The organism is Allobosea sp. WAO (assembly GCF_001509835.1).
GTDB lineage: Bacteria > Pseudomonadota > Alphaproteobacteria > Rhizobiales > Beijerinckiaceae > Allobosea.
In genome coordinates, this window is sequence record NZ_JXTJ01000007.1 from 1 (window position 1) to 20,702 (window position 20,702).

Here is a 20,702-nt window from a genome sequence, read left to right on the forward strand (position 1 = left end):
TCAATGCCCTGGAACGCGTGATCGTTCCCGCCGGATCGAACCCATGATCGGACCGCCTCGGGTCTTGGCGACAGGGCCGGGACGCGGCATCACGAGATTGGCCGGCGAAAGACCGGGGGCAGATTCGGAATTCGCGACATGCGGCTAGGCGTCATCGCCGATGTACACGGCAACCTGCCGGCTCTTGAAGCCGTGCTTTCCAGGCTCGCCGAACTGTCCGTCGACGCGGTCGTCAATCTCGGCGACTGCGCCTCAGGCCCGCTCTGGCCGGCGGCAACGGTGCGCCTTCTGCGTGCCAGCACGATGAGCCATGTCCGCGGCAACCATGACCGGGCGCTCGGCACGACCTCGCCGGACGGGCTGGGCACTTCCGACAGCCATGCCTGGCACGATCTCGACGCCGAGGCGCGCAACTGGCTGGCGACTCTCCCCTTCGAGATCGAGATCGGCGGGGCGCGGTGCTTTCATGGCAGCCCGAAAGACGACGACACCTATCTGCTCGACGCTATCGAAGGTGGACGCCTCGTCGCCGCTCGCCCGGAGGCCGTCGAGGCGCTGATCGGCACAGCTGGTCAGGCCGTGGTTCTATGCGGACATAGCCATCAGCCGCGCCTGCTGCGGCTCGGTGACGGCACAGTCGTCGTCAACCCCGGCAGCGTCGGCAACCCCGCCTACCGCGCCACCGAACCGAGCATCCATGTGTCGGAAAGCGGCGGCCCGCATGCGCGCTTCGCCGTCGTGACGATATCGGATGCGGTTGCGATCGAGCTCTACGCCATCGCTTATGACTGGGAACAGGCAGCCCGGCGCGCTGAAGCCAATGGTCGGGCAGACTGGGCTCACGCCCTTCGGACCGGGCGGGTGCTAAGATCGCAACAGCCCAGCTCCCAGGCGCCAAAGGCGGGCGTCGACCGTTTCTCCGAAAGCGGACATCCACGCTGAGCTTCTCCGAGACGGACCGCCCGTCCGGGCTACGCGGGAAGCTACCATCGCGGCAGCCTGGCAAAAGTGACCGCCCCTATAGCCGTCACCGCTGCAATCGCGAGCGTGTACCAGGTAGCCAGGAAGGGAGCGGTGTCGTCCGGGCAATGCAGGCTGTAGGCGATCGTCGCGAGGCCGGCCGAGGCGAGACCCGCGCAGGCACCGGTCAGCGTACCGTCGACAGGTGCTCCGCGACGCGCCAACCCGAACAGGATGGCGAGGGGAAGCAGTGCGTAAAGGGGGATCGCGATCAGGCAGGCCCGCCAGTAGCTGCCGAAGATCAGCATGCCCCACTGCTCCACAGGCGCCCGCAGCAATGTGAGCGCGGCCCAGCCGACGACGGCCACGATCGGCAACGCGACCAGCGGCAAGAACCGCCGCGGCCTCAGTCCGGGTCGAAGACTGCGCTGGAAAAGCGACAGCGCGATGCCGGCGACGCTGGCGCCAAGCAGCACCTTGGCGATGACCGGGACTGTGAGCCAGGCGACGGCAAGATCGCGGCGCGCGCCGAGCACCAGCAGGACGAGTAGCGCGGTAAAGGCCAGCGCCGCCAGCGCGCAGAGCCAGGTGACGCGACGCAGCCAGCCGGTATCCACCGGCCGGTGGCCCGCGGTCATGAGGGAAATGAGATCGTCTGTCTGCATGTCCGGTTTCGATGCGTTCTGCTCTGTCTTGAGTTCGCGGCGCACTACCGAAAGGTTACACCCTTCTGCTTCCTGGTGCAGATCAGCCCGGTCTCTCTCCGCGTCGCGAGAAAAACCTGGCCATCGCCTGAAGCCCACGATGGATCGCAACTTTGGCGGCGGTTTCGGTCATGCCCGACGCTCGCGCTGCCTCGGCCACCGTCGTGCCCTGGAGCTTGACCCGATCGATCAGGCCGCGCGTGCGCTCCGGCAGGGCCGCCATGGCGCGCTCGAGATCGAGCCGCGCCTCCGACGCGGCGCTGTCGGCTGGGCCGGCAAGATGATACGCCTGATCGTCGAGCGGCTGGTTGCCGGCGTGCCGGCTGGTCCGGCGCAGATGATCGACGAGCTTGTAGCGAGCGATGGCATGGGCCCAGGCCGTCACCGGACTCGCCGGGTCGTAGGTGTGTTGCGATAGATGCAGCGCCAACAGGACCTCCTGCAGCACATCCTCGACCTCACTGGCCTCCGAGCGCCCGGCGCGGGTCAGCATCCGGCGCAGATAGCCGCGCAGCCTGACACTGATCGTGTCGAGGAAAAGACGGTAAGCGGCCTCGTCACCGGTGAGAGCGGCAAGGAAAACCGGTCGGAGCTGAGATTCGAGTTCGTCGAGCGACAAGGCTGGCACGTCTTCGTGGGAGCACGCGAGATAGGATCGGCTCATTCCGTCGCATGCGGTCGGCGGGCTCACAAGGCCATGAACTGGCGATGAAGCTGCCCTGCCTCCGGCGAACGGCGGCAAGCTCACGTCTCCGTGATCCTGTAACCAAACCGCCCTTCCGCGCGATCTGTCCGTCGACGCCACCGAGGCGGCTCGCCGGAGACAGACCATGCGCCATGAACGGATATCGGCCGCCGCGCCGGCGGAGACGGGTCCGCAGGGCCTGCCAAGGGGCGCCGATCTTCTGGCCGGGCAACTGGCGGCAGCGGGCGCGACCCATGCCTTCGGCATTCCCGGTGGCGAGGTGCTGGCCCTGGTGGATGCGCTCGAACGCGCCGGCATCCGCTTCCTGCTCGCCAGACACGAGAACGCCGCCGGCTTCATGGCTGAGGGGCTCTGGCATGCGACAGGCGCCCTGCCCGTGCTCGTCGCCACGCTCGGCCCCGGCGTCGCCAATGCAGTGAATGTCGTCGCCAATGCGCAGCAGGACCGGGTACCGCTGATCTTCGTGACCGGCTGCATCGATCAGGCGCTGGCCGAGAGCTACACCCATCAGGTCTTCGACCATCAGGCGGTGCTGCGGCCGCTCGTCAAGGCGAGCTTCCGGGCCGCGCCCGGCACCGAGGATCTCGTGACCGCGAAGGCGATCGCCATCGCCCGGCGCGGCCGGCCCGGCCCGGTGCATATCGACCTGCCGATTGCGGTTGCGGAAGCCCATACGGCCCCGCGGGTTGCGCCTGTCTTGCCGCAGATCGCGCGCTCGACACCTGCCGATCTCCAATCGGCGCAAGCCCTGATCGCCTCTGCGCAACGGCCGCTCGTCATCGCCGGCCTCGACCTCGTCGTTCAGCACGGAGCGGTCGCGCTCGATCGCTTCCTGACCCGCACCGGCGCGCCGTTGCTGACGACCTACAAGGCCAAGGGCCTGGTTCCGGAGGACGACCCGCGTGTCATCGGCGCCGTCGGCCTCTCGCCCAAGGCCGATGCGATCGTCCACCCCCTGATCGAAGCGGCGGATCTGATCCTTCTCGCCGGCTACGATCCGATCGAGATGCGGCAGAGCTGGCGCCACCCCTGGCCCGCAGGCAAGCCGGTCATCGATATCGTCGCCGAGCCGGCTCAGCACGGCATGCATGGCTCCAGCCTGCAGCTCGAAGGCGATGTCGGCACGATCCTGAGCTATCTGGCCGAACGGCTCGAGGCAAAGGCCGTCTGGCCGGACCGCGAGCCCTCTGTCATCCGCCGAGATTTTCGGGCTGCCTTCGCCGCGCCCACCGGCTGGGGCCCTCACGCCGTCTTCGAGACGACGCGCCGCATCGCGCCCGCCGGCACGATCGCTACCGCCGATTCCGGCGCGCACCGCATCCTGCTCAGCCAGATCTGGAGCTGCGACGGACCGCGCCGCCTGCTTCAATCGAGCGGCCTGTCCACCATGGGGTGCGCCCTGCCCCTGGCCACGGGCGCTGCGCTCGGAACCGGCCATCCCGTCCTTTGCTTCGTCGGCGACGCCGGCCTCGAAATGGTGCTGGGCGAACTGGCGACTTTGCGCGATCTCGGGCTTCCCGTGATCGTCGTGGCGCTCGTCGACCAGGAATTGGGACTGATCGCGCTGAAGCAGCGCCAGCTTGGCCTGCCGCGTGCCGGCATCGATATCGGCGCCACAGATTTCGCCGCCGTGGCAGGCGCGCTGGGCGGGCATGGCGCAACGATCGACGATTGCGAGACCCTGGCGCACGAACTGGCCGCTGCATTCGAACGCGGCGGCTTCACGGTGCTGGCCTGCCGGATCGATGCCGAAAGCTACGAGGGAGCTTTCTGATGGCCGGCCTCGCCCCCGTCCAGGCCAAACGGCCTCGCGACGAAAGGCTCGACTTCTTCCGCGGTCTGACGATGCTGATCATCTTCGTCGCACATCTGCCGGACAACAGCTGGAACGCCTGGATTCCGGCGCGCTTCGGCTTCTCGTCGGGCGCCGAGCTGTTCGTCTTCTGCTCCGGCATCGCCAGCGCGCTCGCCTTCGGCAGCGCCTTTGCCCGGGCTGGCTGGTGGTTGGGCTCGGCGCGCATCGCCTACCGGATGTGGCAGGTCTATTGGGCGCAGATCGGCCTCGTCCTCGCTTTGGTCGGACTCGCTGCCGCGCTGGATCGGCTGTTCGGCTTCACCATGCTCGCACAGCAGTTCCAGCCGCTTCTCGCTGACCCGGCAACCGCGCTGCTCGGCATCGCCACTCTGAGCTGGCAGCCGGACTATCTCGACATCTTGCCGATGTATCTGGTGATCCTGGCGCTCGTGCCGATGATGATGCTGGCGCGACGCTACCACGCAGTCCTGCCGTTCCTGATCGCGGCGGCGCTCTATGCGGCGAGCTGGATCGGCGGCCTCAACCTGCCCGGCAATCCCTGGAACGGCGCCGGCTGGTTCCTCAATCCCTTCGCCTGGCAGCTCGCATTCTTCCTCGGCTTCTTCATCGCGATGAGATGGTTGCCGGTGCCGGCGCTCGGCGACCGACGCATCATGATCGCGACCGCGGCTTTCGTCGTGCTTTCGGTGCCGCTCTCCTTCTGGGGCCTGATCGAGCACTGGCCGTCGGCGGCCGCACGCGACCTGCTGCTCCCCGCCGATGAGAAGACCAATCTCCACATCCTGCGCGTCATGCATTTCCTGGCGCTGGCCTATCTCGTGCTCAGCCTGATCGAGCCCTGGCGGCAGCGGCTCGACAGCGGCCTGGGCCATCTCCTCGTCCTGATCGGCCGGCAGTCGCTGGCCTGTTTCCTGGCGAGCGTCGTCCTGGCGCGCCTTCTCGGCGCCATCGCCGATGCGGCCGGCCGCAGCGAGCCCGTCGTTGCGCTGCTCAACCTTGCCGGCTTCGCGCTGATCCTCGCGACCGCGGTCCTGGTCGACTGGTTCAAGAGCGCGCCCTGGGCTGCCCCGGTCCGCAAGACGGCGAGCGAGGCGCAGCATCCGTCTGTGGCGATGAGCGCGCCGACAACACGGGTCCGTGAAGCGAGTTGAACGCCGTTTGATCGGCGCGCTGCGAACTCCCTGAAGAGCGCCCGGCATCGGCGCGGCAACGGAGCAGGTAATGTCTGACCCTAGGTACAACGATCTCTCCGGCGACGGCATCAGCGTCGCCAACGATGCGGCGCGCCTTGCCTGGAACGATACGCTCGAGGCGCTCATGGCCCATGCCGCCACCACGCCCGAGCATCTCGCCCGCGCGCTCGCCGCCGATCCGGACTTCGCCCTCGCCCATGCCGCCAAGGGGCTGATGCTGCTTTCACTGGCCCGGAGCGAGCTGCTCGCCCCGGCGCGCAATTGCCTCGCCAAGGCCCGTTCGGCGGCCCTGCTGCGACGGGTCACGCGGCGTGAGACGATGGTCATCGAAGCCCTGGCGCTTTGGCTCGAGGACAGCCCGCGGCGGGCGGCCGAGAGGCTTGAAGCGATCCTGCTCGCTCACCCTCTGGACGTGCTGGCGCTCAAGCTCTCGCACGGCCTGCGCTTCATGCTCGGCGACCAGTCCGAGATGCTCGTGACGCTGCGCCGCGTCGCGCCGGGCTTCGGCGAGAGCCATCCGCTCGCCGGCTTCGTCCATGGTTGCCATGCCTTCGCGCTCGAAGAGCGGGGCTTCTATGCGCAAGCCGAACGGGCCGGCCGCCACGCCGTGAGCCTGAGCCCACGCGACGCCTGGGGCCGTCACGCTGTCGCTCATGTGCTGGAAATGACCGGGCGCGTCGCCGAGGGCATCACCTGGCTCGGCGATGGCCGCAGCTTCGCCCATGCCAACAATCTGCGCTTCCACATCTTCTGGCATCTCGCCCTGTTCCGGCTGGAACGTGGCGAAACGGGCGAGGTGTTGCGGCTCTATGACGAAGAGATCAGGGCCGAGCCGACCGACGACTATCGCGACATCGCAAACGGCGCCTCGCTGCTCGCCCGCCTCGAATATGCCGGGGTCGATGTCGGCGATCGCTGGCACGAGCTGGCCACCAAGGCCGAGGGCCGCATTGATGACGGGCGCCTGGTCTTCGCCGACCTGCACTATGCCGTATCGCTGCTCGGCGCGGGCCACGCGGACGGCGCGCACGCCATCGCGCATGGCCTGCTGAAGGATGCAGCGGGCCATCCCAGTGACGAGCGGCGCGCCGCCGCCCGCAACGGCGCCCTCGCCGCCTTCGGGCTGATCGCCTTCCAGGAGCGCGACTACAATGAAGCAGCCCGCCTGCTCGGCGCCGCCCGCGACGGGCTCTGCGTCATCGGCGGCAGCCATGCCCAGCGCGACCTCTTCGAACAGGCCTATGCCGAAGGCCTGATCCGTGCCGGCCAGCATGACCGCGCCGCGCATCTGCTGGAGGACCGCCTGGGGCGGCGCGGCGGCGCAAACCTGTTCGCCGCCCGCCGGCTGGCACGGCTGCATGACGGCGGTGCAGGGCGGCTGGCGACGCTCGCCGTCGCCTCCACCCCGCTCGCCATCGCCCATTGAAGACAGGAAAGGATGACCGCCATGACCGCCTCGGCCACGATCCAGGGCTTCGCACTGCCCTCGGCCCGCACCCTCACGAACCTCACCCTCGGCGGCTTCGCCGGCCTCGGCTTCTGGGAACTGTTCTCGGCCGTGCCGACGGCCTGGCTGGCGGAATTCCCGCTTGAGCCGCCGGAGCTGGTGAAGTCGCTTTTCGCCCATCAGCTCGGCCTGACGCTCTCGACGCCGGCCGCCAAGCTGCTGCATTTCGTCACCGGCTTCCTGCTCTACCCGCTGGGTTACTGGGTGCTGACGCGCCGGGTGAAGAGCTTCGGCATGCCGGCGGATGGCTGGATCTGGGGCGTGATCACCTACTTCATCGCGCTCGCCTTCTTCGCCCCGCTCGCCGGACAGCATTTCCTCCTCAACGACGTGCCGCGCCTCTCACTGATGAGCCTCCTCGGCCACGCGATCTACGGCTACGTCGCGGCTCGTGTCTTCGAGGAGCTGGAAACGCGCGCGCCCTGAAACGTTCCAACGATCGGAGAAGCACCATGTTCGACAGACGAGGTTTCATCCGCCTGGCCGGGATCGCGGCCCTGGCGGCGCTCGGCGGCATACCGGCGCGGGCCGAGATCGGGCGGCCGGTCAACACGATCGGCTCGCCCGACGGGCTCGCGATCCGGGGCTACGATCCCGTCGCCTACTTCCGCGACCACGGGCCGCGCCTCGGCAAGCCGGAGTTCTCGGTGCACCATGGCGGTGCTAGCTGGCGCTTCGCCAGCGCCGAACACAAGGCGCTGTTCGAGGCCGATCCCGCGCGCTATCTGCCGGCCTATGGCGGGTTCTGCGCCTATGGCACCTCGCGTGGCTATCTCGTGAAGATCGAGCCCGAAGCGTGGTCGATCGTCGATGGCCGGCTTTACCTCAACTACGACCTCGGCGTGCGAGAGACCTGGCTCGCTCAAACGCGGGCGTACATCGCCCGTGCCGAGGGAAACTGGCCGCGCCTGACAGCCAAGGATGTGAGGTAAGTTGTACGGAAGCATTGTCCGGTGGCTGACAAATGGCGAGCCACAGGCGGCGTTTCGTAAAAGGCGAGAGTTCAGTCCGTGCTCAGAACCGGGCGAGGATTTTTCGTGAGGTACTCGTTGCTCATGGGCTTGGGCGGCGTTTCGCAACCGTCAGTCGGCACCCACGGCCACTGAAAGAGCGCAGCATCATGGCGCCAGTACTCGAAATCGCATACGGCGCCGAAAGGCGCCCTTTCTGCTTGCACAGGTTTTCTCGAGCACCGACGGCTACCCCATCGTTCCCAGCGCTGGCGGGACGCCCCATGAACCGATCTTGGCGGACTGGCCGAAAGCTGAGCGCCGGGAATCCGCATGGCCTTGCTATTCGGATACAAGGCGTGTCGCCTGCGCAGTCACGGCTCAAAGGTTCGGTTCGGCCGTGGCTTTCTTGCCTTCAGCTTGTCGTCAGCATGCCAGGTTCCGATCTCGAATTTTTCGGCGGAATTGAACTGGAGCTGATGACTTCCCTTTTTCCGTCGAACCTAAAGTGCACCACACTGCCATCTTCTCTCAGGACATACGCCGATAGTCCTGCATTTCTCATTTTCTGAATGGTGTTGCGATGGAACACCGCGATCTTCTGATGGAAGGTGTTGGGCATGTGGCCCGCTCCGCCGCTCGATCCAGCGCAATGGATACGCAGTTTGCGGAAAGCGACTGTGACAGGCCTCACATAGCGAAAGGCGTCTGTTCGTGGCAGCGCCGGAGCCGCCAGGCTGAAAATGAAAGCCGATTTTGCCCGAGCATCACGTTCTCCGGCGAACAGCCGATTGTCAGCAGAGCCGAAGCGGTGATCCATCTCTGTTGAAATTCGTGCCATCGCGTCATGGCCCCTAGCGGAAGATGACCGTGCGTCGGCCGGCCAGCATCACCCGCCGCTCGACATGCAAGCGCAAGGCGCGCGCCAGGACGACCGCCTCGATGTCGCGCCCGACGCTGACGAGATCGTCAGGCGCAAGCGAATGATCGGCCCTGGCGACGTCCTGGTCGATGATCGGCCCCTCGTCGAGATCGGAGGTCACGTAGTGCGCGGTCGCTCCGATCAGCTTCACGCCGCGATCATAGGCCTGGTGGTAGGGCTTCGCGCCCTTGAAGCTCGGCAGGAAGGAATGGTGGATGTTGATCGCCCGCCCATCCAGCGCACGGCACAGCTCGTTGGAGAGCACCTGCATATAGCGGGCGAGCACGACCAATGATGCATCGGTCTCGGCGACGATCTCCAGGAGCCTCGCCTCCTGCTCGGCCTTGTTGGCCGCCGTGACCGGCAGGTGGTGAAACGGAATGCCGTAATTCGCCGCGAGCGGCTCGAAATCGCGGTGGTTCGAAACGATCGCCGGAATCGTGATGTTGAGATTGCCGGTCGCCTGACGAAAGAGCAGATCGTTCAGGCAGTGTCCGAAGCGCGAGACCATCAGGACGACGCGCTGCGGGCGCCTCGTGTCGATCGCGTCCCAGTCCATGCGGAAGGTGCCGGCGACCCCGTCGAATTCGCGCCGGAACGCGGCATCGTCGAAGCTCCCTCCTGCGGCGAAGGCGACGCGCATGAAGAAGCGTCCATCCCTTGGATCACTGAACTGTGCGCTTTCCAGGATATTGCAGCCATGCCGATAGAGCGCGCCGCTGACGGCATGCACGATGCCCGGCCTGTCCTCGCAGGACAGGGTGAGGACACGGCGCGGGTTCTGCACGCTGATCTCCCGGGAAATGGCAGGCGAGAGGGGCGCAAGATCGGTCATGCCGTGGCTCCCTTTGTCAGTTGCTTGCGGTCGAGCGGCGCGGCGAGGCTGGCGGTCACCGGTGTCGCCGTGCCTGCGAGATCGATCGTCCAGCTGCGCGCATCGAGCCAGGCCTGGTCGATAGGCTCATGGCTTTCGGCCCAGCCTAACGCGACGATGCCGTCGACGGTCGCGCCGAACGCCGCCGAGGTGATCTCGCCGACCGGCTTGCCGTCGGCCAGGATCGCCTCGCCACCCCAGGCCATCTGACCGTCCGGGCGAGGCCCGACAAGCGAGATCAGCCTCTTCGTGCGGGGCGCGGCGCGCGCCGTCACGAGGGCATCGCGACCGATGAAGTCCCCCTTGTTCAGCTTCACGGCGAAGCCGAGCCCGGCCTCGTAGGGATTGACGTCCGGCGTCAACTCCCTGCCCCAGGCGCGGAAGCCCTTCTCGAGACGCAGCGAGTCGACCGCGTAGTAGCCTGCATCCATGAGCCCGAGGTCAGCACCGGCCTCGTGCAGCGCGTCATAGATGGCGAGAGCGAATTCGGCGGGAGCATAAAGCTCGAAGCCGTCTCCCAGATAGGACCGGCGGCAAGCCCAGGTCGTGGCATAGCCGATCGTGATCTGCCGGATCGCATTGGCCGGGAAATCAGCGGGATCGAACGAGATCGGCGAGACGCGGCCGAGTATCTCCGCAACCTTCGGCCCGGCCAGCGAGAGAACGGCGTAGGCGGAGGTCACATCCGTCAGCGTTACACCCTCGGGGAGCTGGCGCCTGATCCAGTGCGCATCGCGCGTCGCCTGCGCGGTGCCGGTCAGGAGCAGGTAGCTATCGGGCGCGATACGGGCGGCCGTGAGGTCGCTTTCGAAGGTTCCGCGCGCGTTGAGCAAGGCTGTATAGACCGAGCTGCCCACGGGAACGGCGACATCATTGGCAGCGAGGCGCTGCAAGGCGGCTTCGGCCTCCGGACCCTGCAGCAGGAATTTGGCGAAGCTGCTCATGTCAACCAGCCCCGCCGCCTCGCGGCAGGCACGATGCTCGGCAGCGACCGTTTCGAACCAGTTCTGCGGTCCGAAGGAATAGCGGATCGTGCGCTCGTCCTCGTTGCGGGCAAAATAGTTCGCGCGTTCCCAGCCCATCTTGGAGCCGAAGACCGCATGCTTGGCTGCAAGGCGCTCATAGAGCGGCGAGCGCCGGAAAGGCCTTGCGGTATCGAGTTCGCGGTTCGGCCAGGGCATCGCGTAGTGAAGGCCGAGCGTCTCCTTGATGCGGTCCTTCAGCCAGGCCGGATTGTTGTTGAAGCCAGCGAAGCGGCGAATGTCGACGGGCCAGAGATCGCTCGTCGCCTCGCCCTCGACGATCCATTCGGCGAGCGCCCGGCCGGCGCCGCCGGCCGACGCGATCCCCATCGAGTTGAACCCGGCGCCAACATAGACGCCCGCCACCTCCGGCGCCTCGCCGAGCAGGAAGTTGTTGTCCGGCGTGAAGCTCTCCGGACCGTTGAGAAAGGTCTTGATCTCGGCCGTCTCCAGCGCCGGCACGCGCTGCAACGCATTCTCCATCAGGATCGCGAACTGGTCCCAGTCATCGGGCAGGAGCTGGAACTCGAACGGATAAGGAATGCCGTCCATGCCCCACGGCTTCGCATCGGGCTCGAAGCCGCCCATGACGAGGCCGCCGACCTCCTCCTTGTAGTAGGTGTAGCCATCGGGATCGCGCATCACCGGCAGGTCAGGCGTTACCCCCTCGATTTTGCCGGTGACGATGTACATGTGCTCTGCGGAATGCAGCGGTACCGAGACGCCGCACATCTGCCCGACGGTGCGGGACCATTGCCCCGCGCAGATGGCGAGGACCTCACATTCGACCCTTCCCTGATCGGTGACAACCGCCTTCACCCGACCTTTCTCGGTCTCGATTCCGGTAACGCGTATGCCCTCACGCACGATCGCGCCGCCGTTGCGAGCGCCGCGTGCCAGCGCCTGGGTGATATCGGCGGGGTTCGCCTTGCCGTCGCCGGGGAGCCACACGCCACCGACGAGATCGTCGGTGCGCATCACCGGCCATTTGTCGCCGGCTTCCTTCGGACTCAGCTCCTCGATCTCCACCCCCTGTGCCCGCGCCGCAGAAATCGTCCGACGCAGTTGCGTCATGCGTTCCGGCGTGCGCGCGACGGAGACCGAGCCGCAGCGTTTCCAGCCGGTGGCGAGCTCGGTCTCCTTTTCCAGCGATGCGTAGAGTTCTGTCGAATACCGTATCAGCCGCGTCATGCTCGACTGGCTGCGCAGCTGCCCGACGAGGCCGGCTGCGTGCCAGGTCGTGCCGGAGGAAAGGCGGCCCTGTTCCAGCAGCAGCACGTCGCGCCAGCCGAGTTTGCTCAGGTGATAGGCGACCGAGCAGCCGATGATGCCGCCACCGATGATGACGACACGGGATTGGGTGGGAATGGACATGAGCGCCTCCGCGATGGAAGGCAGGTTAGCGGGCTCATTTCATAAAACAACAAAAAACCACATAAACGGTCAAATTAAGCAACGTGGATGCGAACCTCGTGTTCCGCCAGTTTGGCGGCGAGCGGGACGGGTGGAGCCTGGTCGACCAGTAGCCCCGCCCAAGGCGCACCGCCTCCGATCCGGCTGGGCAGGACCAGCCCGAACTTGCTGTGATCGGCCATCAGGAAACTCTGCTCCGCGGCATTCAACAGGGCAGTCCGGGTCGCAGCACCGGCGCGGGTATAGTCGGTCAGGTGTCCATCCGAATCGACGCCGCCGACGCTGACGAAAGCGAAATCGGCAGAGAGCCGCGCGATCGCCCGAAGTGTTTCGGGGCCGGTGGTAGCGTCCTCGTTGCTGTCGAACTCACCGCCGATCAGGAACACACGCGCGCCTGAAAGCCGGCTCGCGAGCCGCGCATTCTCCAGCGAGGTCGTGTGGACGATCAGGCGCTTGCGATCGGACCGCGCCAGCGCGCGCGTCAGAGCCTCCGTCGTCGTGCCCGAATCGAGCAGGATTGTCATGCCATCGCCGAGCAGCGAGACCGCGAGAGCGGCGATCCGCTCCTTGCCTGCGCGGTTGACGGTTCGACGGCTGGCGAAGGAGGCTTCCGAGCGCTCGTGCCGGGTTGCGCCACCGTGGACGATCGACAGCAACCCGGCCGCCGACAAGGTCTTGAGGTCGCGCCGAATGGTCTCCCGCGACACATCCAGCGAGCGGGCGAGCTCTTCGACAGTTAGAGACTCAAGCCTGTCGAGACTTTCCAGAATGGTGCGGTGCCGCCGCACTGCGATGTCGCGTGCCATAAGAACAGCCCGAGCGTCAGACCAGCAGGATGCGGCCTGGCTTATGTCGGCGATCGTCTCATGGCAACCAAGCAGAAAAGGTCGTCAGCGACATGAGGTGAACCTAGCGACATGCGCCTGAGCGGCAATTCTCGCGCGTGCAGTCATCCACGCCTATGGATGAGCTCCGCTTTGCAGAGCCCGTTGATCGCCTCGGCGAGGGCGTTGTCGTAGCTATCGCCCACGCTGCCGACGGAGGGCTCGATCCCCCGGCCAAGCCTCTGGCAATGCCTCATACAAGGGCCTCCTCCTTCTTGCCCAGCAGCGTGAACAGCACGACCAGCGGCAGGAAGGTCAGCAGGATCAGTACCGTACCCAGCGCCGATGCGACGCCGAAATTGCCGTTCACGACCTCGTTGAAGATCTCGATTGCGACCGTCGTCGTCGTTCCCGACTGCAGGATCAGCGTCGCGCTGAGCTCGCGGATCGTGTTCGACCAGGTCAGCAGTGCGCCCGAGAGGATCGCCGTCGCCAGCAGGGGCACGGTGATCTTGGCGAAGGTCCGCCCCGGTCCCGCACCGAGATTGATCGAGGCATCCTCGGTGTCACGCGAGATCTGCTGCAGCATGCTGACCGAGGACCGGACCGAGAAGGGCAACCGGCGAATGAAATAGGCCAGGATCAGGATGGTCGCGGTGCCGGTCAGGGCGAAGGGCGGCTCGTGATAGGTCACCACCAAGCCGACGCCGAGCACGATCCCCGGAACCGCATATGAGAACATCACCACGGTATCGAGCAGGCTGGAGACCGGCCCGGGCCGGCGCACGATGATGTAGGCGATCGCCGTTCCGATGACCGCGCAGAGCAGCGTCGCGACCGTGGTGTAGAACAGCGTGTTCCAGAGCGGCAGCGAGATCCGGTCGAGGATGCGCGCGTAGTTGTCGAGCGTGAAGCTCGCGACCAGGACCGGCCCGTTCGACTTCAGGAAGGACGAGACGACGATGTTCACCAGCGGCAGCAGCGCAAAGCCGATCAGCAGGAATACGAAAGCCGTCGCGGCGATGCGCTTGCCCCTGGGCTGTTCCTGGACCTGCAGCGGGCGGATCGCGGACGTGGCATAGGAAAACCGCGCCGACAGCCAGCGCTGCAGCAGGAGCGCGCCCGTCGTGACCGACAGGAGCAGCACCGAGAGTGCACTGGCGAGGACCGGGCGGCCGCCGAACTCGTTGACGAACTCGCCATAGATCAGGACGGGCAGGACGCGGAAACGCTCGCCCAGGATGATCGGGGTGCCGAGATCGGTGAACGAGGCGATGAAGACCAGCAAGGCGCTCGTGGTGATCGAGGGCACCAGCAAGGGAGCGATCGCGGTCCGGAAGGTGCGGAATTCGCTGGAGCCGAGATTGCGGGCGGCATCCTCGACGCTCTGGTCGATCGATTTCAGGCCGGAGGAAACGAGCAGGAAGACGAAGGGGAAGAACTGCAGCGTGAAGACGAAGATGATGCCCGAGGCGCCGTAGATCGAGGGCAGCGAGACGCCGATGGAATTGAAGAACTGGGTCAGGACGCCGCTGCGCCCGAACAGCACGACCCAGGAATAGGAGCCGATGAAGGGCGGGGAGACGAAGGTCAGGACGACGGCGGCCCGCACGAAGCCGCGTCCCCAGATCTCGTAGCGATTGACGAAATAGGCCGCGGGAACGCCGAGGCAGACGGCGAAGATCATCGCCCAGATACTGACCCAGAAGCTGTTGACCAGCGTCTGATAATAAAAGCGTTCGGAGAAGAAGTTGACGTAGTTCTCGAAGATGCTGCCGGTCTTGGCCCCTGCCGAGAGGCTGACGCCGACGATGTTGGCGACAGGCACCAGCAGGAGCCCGACGATGAGGACGAGGACGATGGCCGTGACCACGGGCCAGAAGCCGAAATGGCGGGCAAACCCGCCGCCGCGCCGCAGCGGGGTCTCCGTGTCGGTGACGGCGCTCATCAGGCGGCCTCGGGCGCGAACAGGGCAATCGCCGCCGGCGACACGCCGAGGCGATGGCGGGTTCCGATCTCGGGAAGCGTGACGCCGGTCCGGCTCGACCCCGCGACCTGGACGAGATGCCCGCCGCCGAGATCGATCGCGTAGCGCACGGTCCCACCGAGGAACTGGATGTCGGTCAGCGTCCCGACGAGCCCTTCGCCCTCGCAATCCAGCGGGCGTAGCTCGATGTCCTGCGGGCGGAACGCGGCTTCGAGTGCGCCTTGCGGGAGGTCGCCGCGCAGCTTCGCGGTGAACTGGCCACCCGGCAGTTCGATCCGGACATGCCCCGCCTCGGCATTATCTCGCTGTACCGCCGGCAGGAAATTGTTCTCGCCGATGAAGCTCGCCACGAAGCGCGTGCTCGGCTTGTTGTAGATGTCGTGCGGGCTGGCGACCTGCTCCAGCCGGCCGCCGCGCATCACCGCGATCCGGTCCGACATCAAGAGCGCTTCCTCCTGATCATGCGTGACGTAGATCGTGGTCACGCCGATCTTGCGCTGCAGGGCGCGGATCTCGGTGCGCAGATGCATGCGCATCTCGGTGTCGAGATTGGAGAGCGGCTCGTCCATGAGCAGCACGTCGGGCTCGATCACCATGGCTCGGGCGAGCACGACGCGCTGCTGCTGCCCGCCGGAGAGCTCGCGGGGCTTGCGGTGACCGAGATGGGAGAGGCGCGTCAGCGCCAGATAGGTGTCGACCTTCTGCTTGATCTCGGCGGCCTTCTGGCCCCTAGCCCGCAGCCCGTAGGCGATGTTGTCGACCACGCTGAGATGCGGAAAAATCGCATAGCTCTGGAACACCATGCCGGTATTGCGGTGCTGCGGTGCCAGATCGTCGATGCAGCTGTTGCCGAACAGGATGCGCCCGCTCGTCTGCTTCAGGAAGCCGGCGATGATGCGCAGCAACGTCGTCTTCCCGCAGCCAGACGATCCGAGCAGGGTGAAGAACTCGCCCTTGGCGATCTCGAGCGAGGCATTGTCGACGGCGACGGAATCGCCATAGCGTTTCGTCACCTGATCGATACGGACGGAAGTAGAGGCCATCTGGAAACCCGGTCGGTCACGCATGTCACGGGGGAACGGGCGAGAGCGCGTGCCCTCGCCCGGGATCGGCTCGGCGGCAGAGCCTACTGCTGCGTCTTGACGATGATCTTCTGCATCCTGTCGAGCACTTCGGCCCGGCTGGCGGCTGCCCATTTCGCGTCATAGTCGATCAGCTTGAGCTCGCCTGCCGGTTTCATTTCGGCATGGGTCTGGACGCCCTGGCGGGTCGGCCGGCGGCCCGGGAACTTGGCGGTGAGCTCCTTCTGCGCCTCCTCGGAGAGCAGGAAGTCGGCGAACAGCTTCGAGGCCTGCGGGTTCGGCGCGCCCTTGACGATGAACATACCCTCCGGCTCCAGCAGCGTGCCGTCGGCCGGGTAGACGATGCCGGCAGTGCCGGCGAGGACGTAGTTGATCGCCGCTTCCTCATAGGTCACGCCGATCGGATACTCGCCGCGGCCGACCTGCTGGAACACCAGGCTCGATTTGAGGATGATGTTCATGTTCTTCGTCATGTTCTCGACCATCGTCCAACCCTTGTCGTCGCGGCCGTAGATCAGCAGCCAGGTGTTGAGCGCAGCCAGCGCCGAGCTCGACTTCGACGGGTCGGCATGGACGATCTTGCCCTTCCATTCCGGCTTGGCGAGATCGGCCCAGGTCTTGGGCGCCTGCTCCGGCTTCACCTGGCTCTTGTTGTACATCATCACCATGGTGCTAGCGGCGAACGGCGTGTTGTAGCCGTTGGCATCGAGCATCTTGGGTTCGACCTTGGCGAGCTCGGGCGAGCTGTACTTGTCGAAGAGATCGGGCGCCGAGGCGCCGGTGTCGGAGAAACCGCCCCACATGATGTCGGCCGCCGGGCGGTTGCGCTCGGCGCGGATGCGGTTCAGCAGCTCGCCGGTGCCGGCCTTCACGGTCGTGACGCGAATGCCGTACTTGTCGCCGAACATCTTGGTGAAATGGTCGACCATTTCGGACGGGTGGGAGGCATAGACGACGAGCTTGCCCTCATGGGCAGGGGCCTGCGCGAAGGCCGCCGCTCCCAGGGCGAGCGAAGCCATGGCCCCGGTGATGAGTGATTTGAAGAGTGTCTTCATGGGTTCCCTCCACTGCGTTCGTTCTGTGTTTTGCGCCTGCCGGCCGAACGATCCGGCGGCGCTTTTGATCTTCGAGCCTCAGACGATGCCGCCGCCGCCCCCTGTGCTGAGCGGGCGCTGCGCGGCGACATTCTCCCGGTAGCCGGACAGGCGATAGGCGCCGACGGGATCGATCGCGCCGCCGGCCCGGCGCCGCGCCTCGGCCAGCAGCGGCGTCACATCGGTGCGGAAGGCGCGCCGCAGAGCCTCCGCCGCCATGGCGGCATCGTTGCGCGCCTGCAGCTCAGCGAGCTGCTCCCGGTCGACGAGCAGCGCCTGGGCATGCGCCCGCCGGGCGGCGTCGGCGCTGAGCATCAGGCTCTCGATCGGGTCGGTGAGATTGTGCGACTGGTCGAGCATCAGCGCCGGCGCCTCGTCCCAGGCCTGGCGCTCCTCGGCATCGACCAGTTCGTTGAAGACCAGGAAGAGCCGGAACGGATCGACCGAGCCGGCATCGAGATCGTCGTCACCGAAACGGGAATCGTTGAGGTGGAAGCCTCCAAGCTTTCCGGCCGAGATCAATCGCGCGACGATCAGCTCGATATTGGTCGAAGGGGCATGGTGCCCGAGATCGACGAGGCAGCGGGCGCGGTGGCCGACGGCCTGGGCCGCGAGCAGGCAGGAGCCCCAGTCCTGCACCACCGTCGCGTAGAAGGCGGGTTCGAAATTCTTGTACTCCAGAAGCAGCCTCCAGCTCTCGTCGGGCAAGGCCGCTTCGATCGCAGAGACGGACTCGACATAGCGCTCGAAAGCGCGCGCCAAATGGGACTGGCCGGCGAAGTTGCTGCCATCGGCCAGCCAGATCGTCAGCGCCCGCGCACCCAGCGCCTGCCCCTTGCGGATGCAGTCGACATTGTGCGCGACGGCCTGAGCCCGCACTTCCGCATCGGCGTGGGACAGGCTGCCGAACTTGTATGAGAGCTTCTGGCCGGCCTGGTCCTGGAAGGTGTTGGAATTCACCGCATCGAAGCCGAGCCCGAGCTCCTGCCCGCGCGCCCGGACCGCCGCCATGTCGGCGATCTCGTCCCAGGGGAAATGCAGCGAGACGCGCGGCGTCGCCCGGCCAAGCTGCTGGATGACGGCACAATCCTCGAGCTTGTCGAAGATGTCGGCGGGCTCGCCCGGTCCCGGGAAACGCGCGAACCGCGTTCCGCCGGTGCCGACGCCCCATGACGGGACAGCGATTTCCAGGGCCGAGACCCTGGCCAGCAGCATTTCGCAATCGATACCCCGTCGCGAGAGCGATCGCGAAAGCGCCTCGTAATCCTGCGCGAGCGCGTCGGCCCCTTGCCGGTTATGCGCCTCGATGACCCCGGGATCGATCAGGAGTTCCGCCATGATCTATCTCGTGAAGGCGGGCGCGTGCCCGGCATCGACGTTGAGAATGTTGCCGGTGGATTTCGCGGAAAGGTCCGAGGCGAAGAAATAGACGGCTTCGGCGATGTCTTCGGGGAAGACGTTGAGCTTCAGCATGCTGCGCTGGCGGTAAACCTCGTCCAGATCGTCGGGGGCGACATTATAGGCCCCGGCACGCTGCGCGCGCCATTCGCCTTCCCAGATGCGCGAACCGCGCAGGACCGCATCTGGATTGACGACATTGGCGCGGATGCCGTGCGGCGCGCCCTCCAGAGCGAGGCAGCGAGCGAGCTGAATTTCGGCGGCCTTGGCCGTGCAATAGGCCGAGGCGTTGGGCGAGGCGACCAGCGCGTTCTTCGAGGCGATGAAGACGATCGAGCCGCCACGCGCCTGCGCCTTCATCAGCCGGAACGCCTCGCGAGAGACCAGGAAATAGCCGGTCGCGAGAATGTCGATATTGCGCTGCCAGAGTTCGAGGCTGGTATCCTCGAGCGGCGCGGCCGAGGCGATCCCGGCATTCGACACGAGGATGTCGAGCCCGCCGAAAGCCAGCGCCGCCTCGCCGAAGAGGGTGATGACAGTCCGCTCGTCGGTCACGTCGACGGGGACCGCCGCGACGCGGTCGCGACCATGGCTCTTTACCAGTGCAGTCTCAGCCTCGCGCAACGCGCTCCTGTCGATGTCGCAGATCACGACGCAGGCACCTTCGCCGAGCAGTCTGCGCGCGGTGGCGAGGCCGATGCCGCCGGCCCCGCCGGTGACCAGTGCGATCCGCCCCTCGAGCGGCTTGCCCTTGGGCAACCGCTGCAGCTTGGCCTCCTCGAGCAGCCAGTACTCGATGTCGAAGGCTTCCTGCTCCGGCAGGCCGGCATAGGTCGAGGCAGCGCTGGCGCCACGCATGACGTTGATGGCGTTGACGTAGAATTCCCCGGCGATCCGCGCCGTCGCCTTGTCGGCGGCGAAGGTGAACATGCCGACCCCGGGCACGAGAATGACGACCGGGTTGGTATCGCGCACCGGCGGCGAATCCGGGCGCCTGCAGCGCTCGTAATAGCCGAGATAGTCGGCGCGATAGGCTGCGATCGCCTGCCGGAGCGTCGGCAGCAGATCCTCCCCGTCGAGGCGCGAGGCATCGATTTCGAGCACAAGCGGGCGGATCTTGGTGCGCAGGAAATGGTCGGGACAGGATGTCCCGAGCGGCGCCAACGCGGCGAGGTCGCGGCTGCAGACGAAATCGAGCACCGCCGCCTGATCGTCGAAATGGCCGACCTTCGCGCGGCCTTCCGAGACGAGACCGCGCAGGATCGGCATCAGGCGGGCCGCAGTCGCGCGGCGCTGCTTAGGAGCCAGCATCTCCACTGCCGGGCCGCCGAAAGCCGGCTTGCCAGCCTCGTGCTCGGCCAGCCAGGTGATCGCGCGATTGATCACCTCAACCGTGGTCTCATAGCAGCCGCGCTGGGTGTGGGCCCAGGTGAAGAGGCCGTGGCTGCCGAGGATGACGCCGCGCGCCCCGGGATTGTCGCGGACGAAGCGCTCCAGCATCAGCCCGAGCTCGAATCCCGGCCGCCGCCAAGGCAGCCAGCCGATCTCGTCGCCGAAGATCTCACGGGTGATCGCCTCGCCATCGACCGAGGCGGCGATGGCGATGATCGCATCGGGATGGACATGGTCGACATGCGGATAGTCGATCAGACCGTGAAGCGGGGTGTCGATGCTGGCGGCGCGCGGATTCAGGCCGAAGGTGCAGTGCGGATAGAGGGCGACGACGTCATCCTCCATGTCCGGGCCGGCATAGGCCTGTCGCACGCTGCGGAAGCGCGCCATGTCCAGCGTCGCGAAACCGTCGAGCCGGATCGAACCGAGATCGCCACCCGACCCTTTCACCCACATCACCTCGACCGGGGCGCCGGTCAGGGGATCGGGCATGCCGAGCTTGGAGGAGGTGTTGCCGCCGCCGAAATTGGTGATGCGCTTGTCGGCACCGAGCAGGTTCGAGCGATAGACCAGCAGATCCTGTGGCGAGAGCGTCTCCGCCAGCCCCTCGTCCCATGAGCTGGTGAGCAGGCGTGACAAACCGCTCGCAATGGCGTGATCGGCCATGAGATCCTCGACTTCGGCGTTTCCGGCAAGCGGCTCGTTTCGGCCGCTGTTTCATAAATTCATCGCGAACTCTCAATCATTGTCAAGTTCGATCAAGTTCTGTCATTTTCTTGCAAGCCGCATTGCGATGCGCCTGAAAAAATGAAGGATGCCTCCGGCTGCGGCCGGCTCCGGACCAAGGGCAGGGAAACG

The 20,702-nt window shown here is 66.3% G+C and carries 17 protein-coding genes and 1 pseudogene; 6 read left to right on the top strand and 12 right to left on the bottom strand.

Annotation, left to right across the window (positions count from 1 at the left end; all coding sequences use genetic code 11):
* Positions 1 to 138: 138 nt before the first annotated feature.
* Complete coding sequence (locus DK26_RS12595; RefSeq protein WP_066472672.1) at positions 139 to 942, top strand: metallophosphoesterase family protein; 804 nt, start codon at positions 139 to 141, stop codon at positions 940 to 942.
* Between the two features lie 41 nt (positions 943 to 983).
* Here the strand turns inward: DK26_RS12595 and DK26_RS12600 are convergent, their stop codons facing one another.
* Positions 984 to 1,625 (bottom strand): DUF1109 domain-containing protein, encoded by a 642-nt coding sequence (locus tag DK26_RS12600; RefSeq protein WP_066472678.1) that lies wholly within the window; start codon positions 1,623 to 1,625, stop codon positions 984 to 986.
* Between the two features lie 82 nt (positions 1,626 to 1,707).
* A complete protein-coding gene (locus DK26_RS12605) occupies positions 1,708 to 2,283 on the bottom strand; it encodes a sigma-70 family RNA polymerase sigma factor (RefSeq protein ID WP_248309954.1) in 576 nt (191 codons plus the stop codon).
* Positions 2,284 to 2,494: 211 nt separating this feature from the next.
* Between DK26_RS12605 and DK26_RS12610 the strand changes: the two genes are divergently transcribed.
* From DK26_RS12610 to DK26_RS12630, 5 genes are all read left to right on the top strand, one after another.
* The gene (locus DK26_RS12610; RefSeq protein ID WP_066472682.1) at positions 2,495 to 4,144 is read left to right on the top strand and encodes a thiamine pyrophosphate-binding protein; all 1,650 of its coding nucleotides are present in this window, start codon (positions 2,495 to 2,497) and stop codon (positions 4,142 to 4,144) included.
* Positions 4,144 to 5,337, top strand: a complete 1,194-nt coding sequence (locus DK26_RS12615) for an OpgC domain-containing protein (protein ID WP_066472684.1) — start codon at positions 4,144 to 4,146, stop codon at positions 5,335 to 5,337. The genes DK26_RS12610 and DK26_RS12615 overlap by 1 nt, the downstream gene beginning before the upstream one ends.
* Before the next feature lie 70 nt (positions 5,338 to 5,407).
* Positions 5,408 to 6,805, top strand: coding sequence for a tetratricopeptide repeat protein (locus tag DK26_RS12620; RefSeq protein ID WP_066472685.1), 1,398 nt, complete (start codon positions 5,408 to 5,410; stop codon positions 6,803 to 6,805).
* A 21-nt stretch (positions 6,806 to 6,826) separates the two neighbouring features.
* Complete coding sequence (locus DK26_RS12625; protein WP_157089638.1) at positions 6,827 to 7,312, top strand: DUF6789 family protein; 486 nt, start codon at positions 6,827 to 6,829, stop codon at positions 7,310 to 7,312.
* Between the two features lie 26 nt (positions 7,313 to 7,338).
* A complete protein-coding gene (locus DK26_RS12630; RefSeq protein ID WP_066472692.1) occupies positions 7,339 to 7,818 on the top strand; it encodes a YHS domain-containing (seleno)protein in 480 nt (159 codons plus the stop codon).
* A gap of 433 nt (positions 7,819 to 8,251) precedes the next feature.
* Here DK26_RS12630 and DK26_RS28985 read toward each other — a convergent pair whose 3' ends face one another.
* The 10 genes and pseudogenes from DK26_RS28985 to DK26_RS12675 all read right to left on the bottom strand — a co-directional run bounded on the left by DK26_RS28985 (position 8,252) and on the right by DK26_RS12675 (position 20,510).
* Positions 8,252 to 8,656, bottom strand: coding sequence for a hypothetical protein (locus tag DK26_RS28985; RefSeq protein WP_157089639.1), 405 nt, complete (start codon positions 8,654 to 8,656; stop codon positions 8,252 to 8,254).
* A 34-nt stretch (positions 8,657 to 8,690) separates the two neighbouring features.
* Positions 8,691 to 9,593, bottom strand: coding sequence for a formyltetrahydrofolate deformylase (purU, locus tag DK26_RS12635; protein WP_083533187.1), 903 nt, complete (start codon positions 9,591 to 9,593; stop codon positions 8,691 to 8,693).
* Positions 9,590 to 12,028 carry an FAD-dependent oxidoreductase gene (locus tag DK26_RS12640; protein ID WP_066472694.1) on the bottom strand — a complete coding sequence of 813 codons (2,439 nt, stop codon included), beginning with the start codon at positions 12,026 to 12,028 and terminating at the stop codon, positions 9,590 to 9,592. Before DK26_RS12640 ends, purU begins: the two co-directional genes overlap by 4 nt.
* A 74-nt stretch (positions 12,029 to 12,102) precedes the next feature.
* Positions 12,103 to 12,873, bottom strand: coding sequence for a DeoR/GlpR family DNA-binding transcription regulator (locus tag DK26_RS12645; RefSeq protein ID WP_066472696.1), 771 nt, complete (start codon positions 12,871 to 12,873; stop codon positions 12,103 to 12,105).
* 149 nt (positions 12,874 to 13,022) lie between these two features.
* Positions 13,023 to 13,148, bottom strand: a pseudogene (locus DK26_RS28990) (IS3 family transposase); the annotation flags it as partial.
* Positions 13,145 to 14,839, bottom strand: coding sequence for an iron ABC transporter permease (locus DK26_RS12655; protein WP_066472697.1), 1,695 nt, complete (start codon positions 14,837 to 14,839; stop codon positions 13,145 to 13,147). The pseudogene DK26_RS28990 and the gene DK26_RS12655, both read right to left, overlap by 4 nt.
* Positions 14,839 to 15,921 carry an ABC transporter ATP-binding protein gene (locus tag DK26_RS12660; protein WP_184231697.1) on the bottom strand — a complete coding sequence of 361 codons (1,083 nt, stop codon included), beginning with the start codon at positions 15,919 to 15,921 and terminating at the stop codon, positions 14,839 to 14,841. Before DK26_RS12660 ends, DK26_RS12655 begins: the two co-directional genes overlap by 1 nt.
* An 83-nt stretch (positions 15,922 to 16,004) precedes the next feature.
* Positions 16,005 to 17,015, bottom strand: coding sequence for an extracellular solute-binding protein (locus DK26_RS12665; protein WP_066472701.1), 1,011 nt, complete (start codon positions 17,013 to 17,015; stop codon positions 16,005 to 16,007).
* 78 nt (positions 17,016 to 17,093) lie between these two features.
* The gene (gene rhaI / locus DK26_RS12670; protein WP_066472703.1) at positions 17,094 to 18,392 is read right to left on the bottom strand and encodes an L-rhamnose catabolism isomerase; all 1,299 of its coding nucleotides are present in this window, start codon (positions 18,390 to 18,392) and stop codon (positions 17,094 to 17,096) included.
* A 3-nt stretch (positions 18,393 to 18,395) separates the two neighbouring features.
* A complete protein-coding gene (locus DK26_RS12675) occupies positions 18,396 to 20,510 on the bottom strand; it encodes a bifunctional rhamnulose-1-phosphate aldolase/short-chain dehydrogenase (RefSeq protein WP_066472705.1) in 2,115 nt (704 codons plus the stop codon).
* Positions 20,511 to 20,702: the final 192 nt, after the last annotated feature.

Coding starts and splice junctions, on each gene's coding strand:
- purU (WP_083533187.1), bottom strand. CDS start 9,593: ATGACCGATCTTGCGCCCCTCTCGCCTGCCATTTCCCGGGAGATCAGC.
- DK26_RS12665 (WP_066472701.1), bottom strand. CDS start 17,015: ATGAAGACACTCTTCAAATCACTCATCACCGGGGCCATGGCTTCGCTC.
- DK26_RS12655 (WP_066472697.1), bottom strand. CDS start 14,839: ATGAGCGCCGTCACCGACACGGAGACCCCGCTGCGGCGCGGCGGCGGG.
- DK26_RS12640 (WP_066472694.1), bottom strand. CDS start 12,028: ATGTCCATTCCCACCCAATCCCGTGTCGTCATCATCGGTGGCGGCATC.
- DK26_RS12615 (WP_066472684.1), top strand. CDS start 4,144: ATGGCCGGCCTCGCCCCCGTCCAGGCCAAACGGCCTCGCGACGAAAGG.
- DK26_RS28985 (WP_157089639.1), bottom strand. CDS start 8,656: ATGGATCACCGCTTCGGCTCTGCTGACAATCGGCTGTTCGCCGGAGAA.
- rhaI (WP_066472703.1), bottom strand. CDS start 18,392: ATGGCGGAACTCCTGATCGATCCCGGGGTCATCGAGGCGCATAACCGG.
- DK26_RS12600 (WP_066472678.1), bottom strand. CDS start 1,625: ATGCAGACAGACGATCTCATTTCCCTCATGACCGCGGGCCACCGGCCG.
- DK26_RS12630 (WP_066472692.1), top strand. CDS start 7,339: ATGTTCGACAGACGAGGTTTCATCCGCCTGGCCGGGATCGCGGCCCTG.
- DK26_RS12675 (WP_066472705.1), bottom strand. CDS start 20,510: ATGGCCGATCACGCCATTGCGAGCGGTTTGTCACGCCTGCTCACCAGC.
- DK26_RS12625 (WP_157089638.1), top strand. CDS start 6,827: ATGACCGCCTCGGCCACGATCCAGGGCTTCGCACTGCCCTCGGCCCGC.
- DK26_RS12660 (WP_184231697.1), bottom strand. CDS start 15,921: ATGGCCTCTACTTCCGTCCGTATCGATCAGGTGACGAAACGCTATGGC.
- DK26_RS12610 (WP_066472682.1), top strand. CDS start 2,495: ATGCGCCATGAACGGATATCGGCCGCCGCGCCGGCGGAGACGGGTCCG.
- DK26_RS12645 (WP_066472696.1), bottom strand. CDS start 12,873: ATGGCACGCGACATCGCAGTGCGGCGGCACCGCACCATTCTGGAAAGT.
- DK26_RS12595 (WP_066472672.1), top strand. CDS start 139: ATGCGGCTAGGCGTCATCGCCGATGTACACGGCAACCTGCCGGCTCTT.
- DK26_RS12620 (WP_066472685.1), top strand. CDS start 5,408: ATGTCTGACCCTAGGTACAACGATCTCTCCGGCGACGGCATCAGCGTC.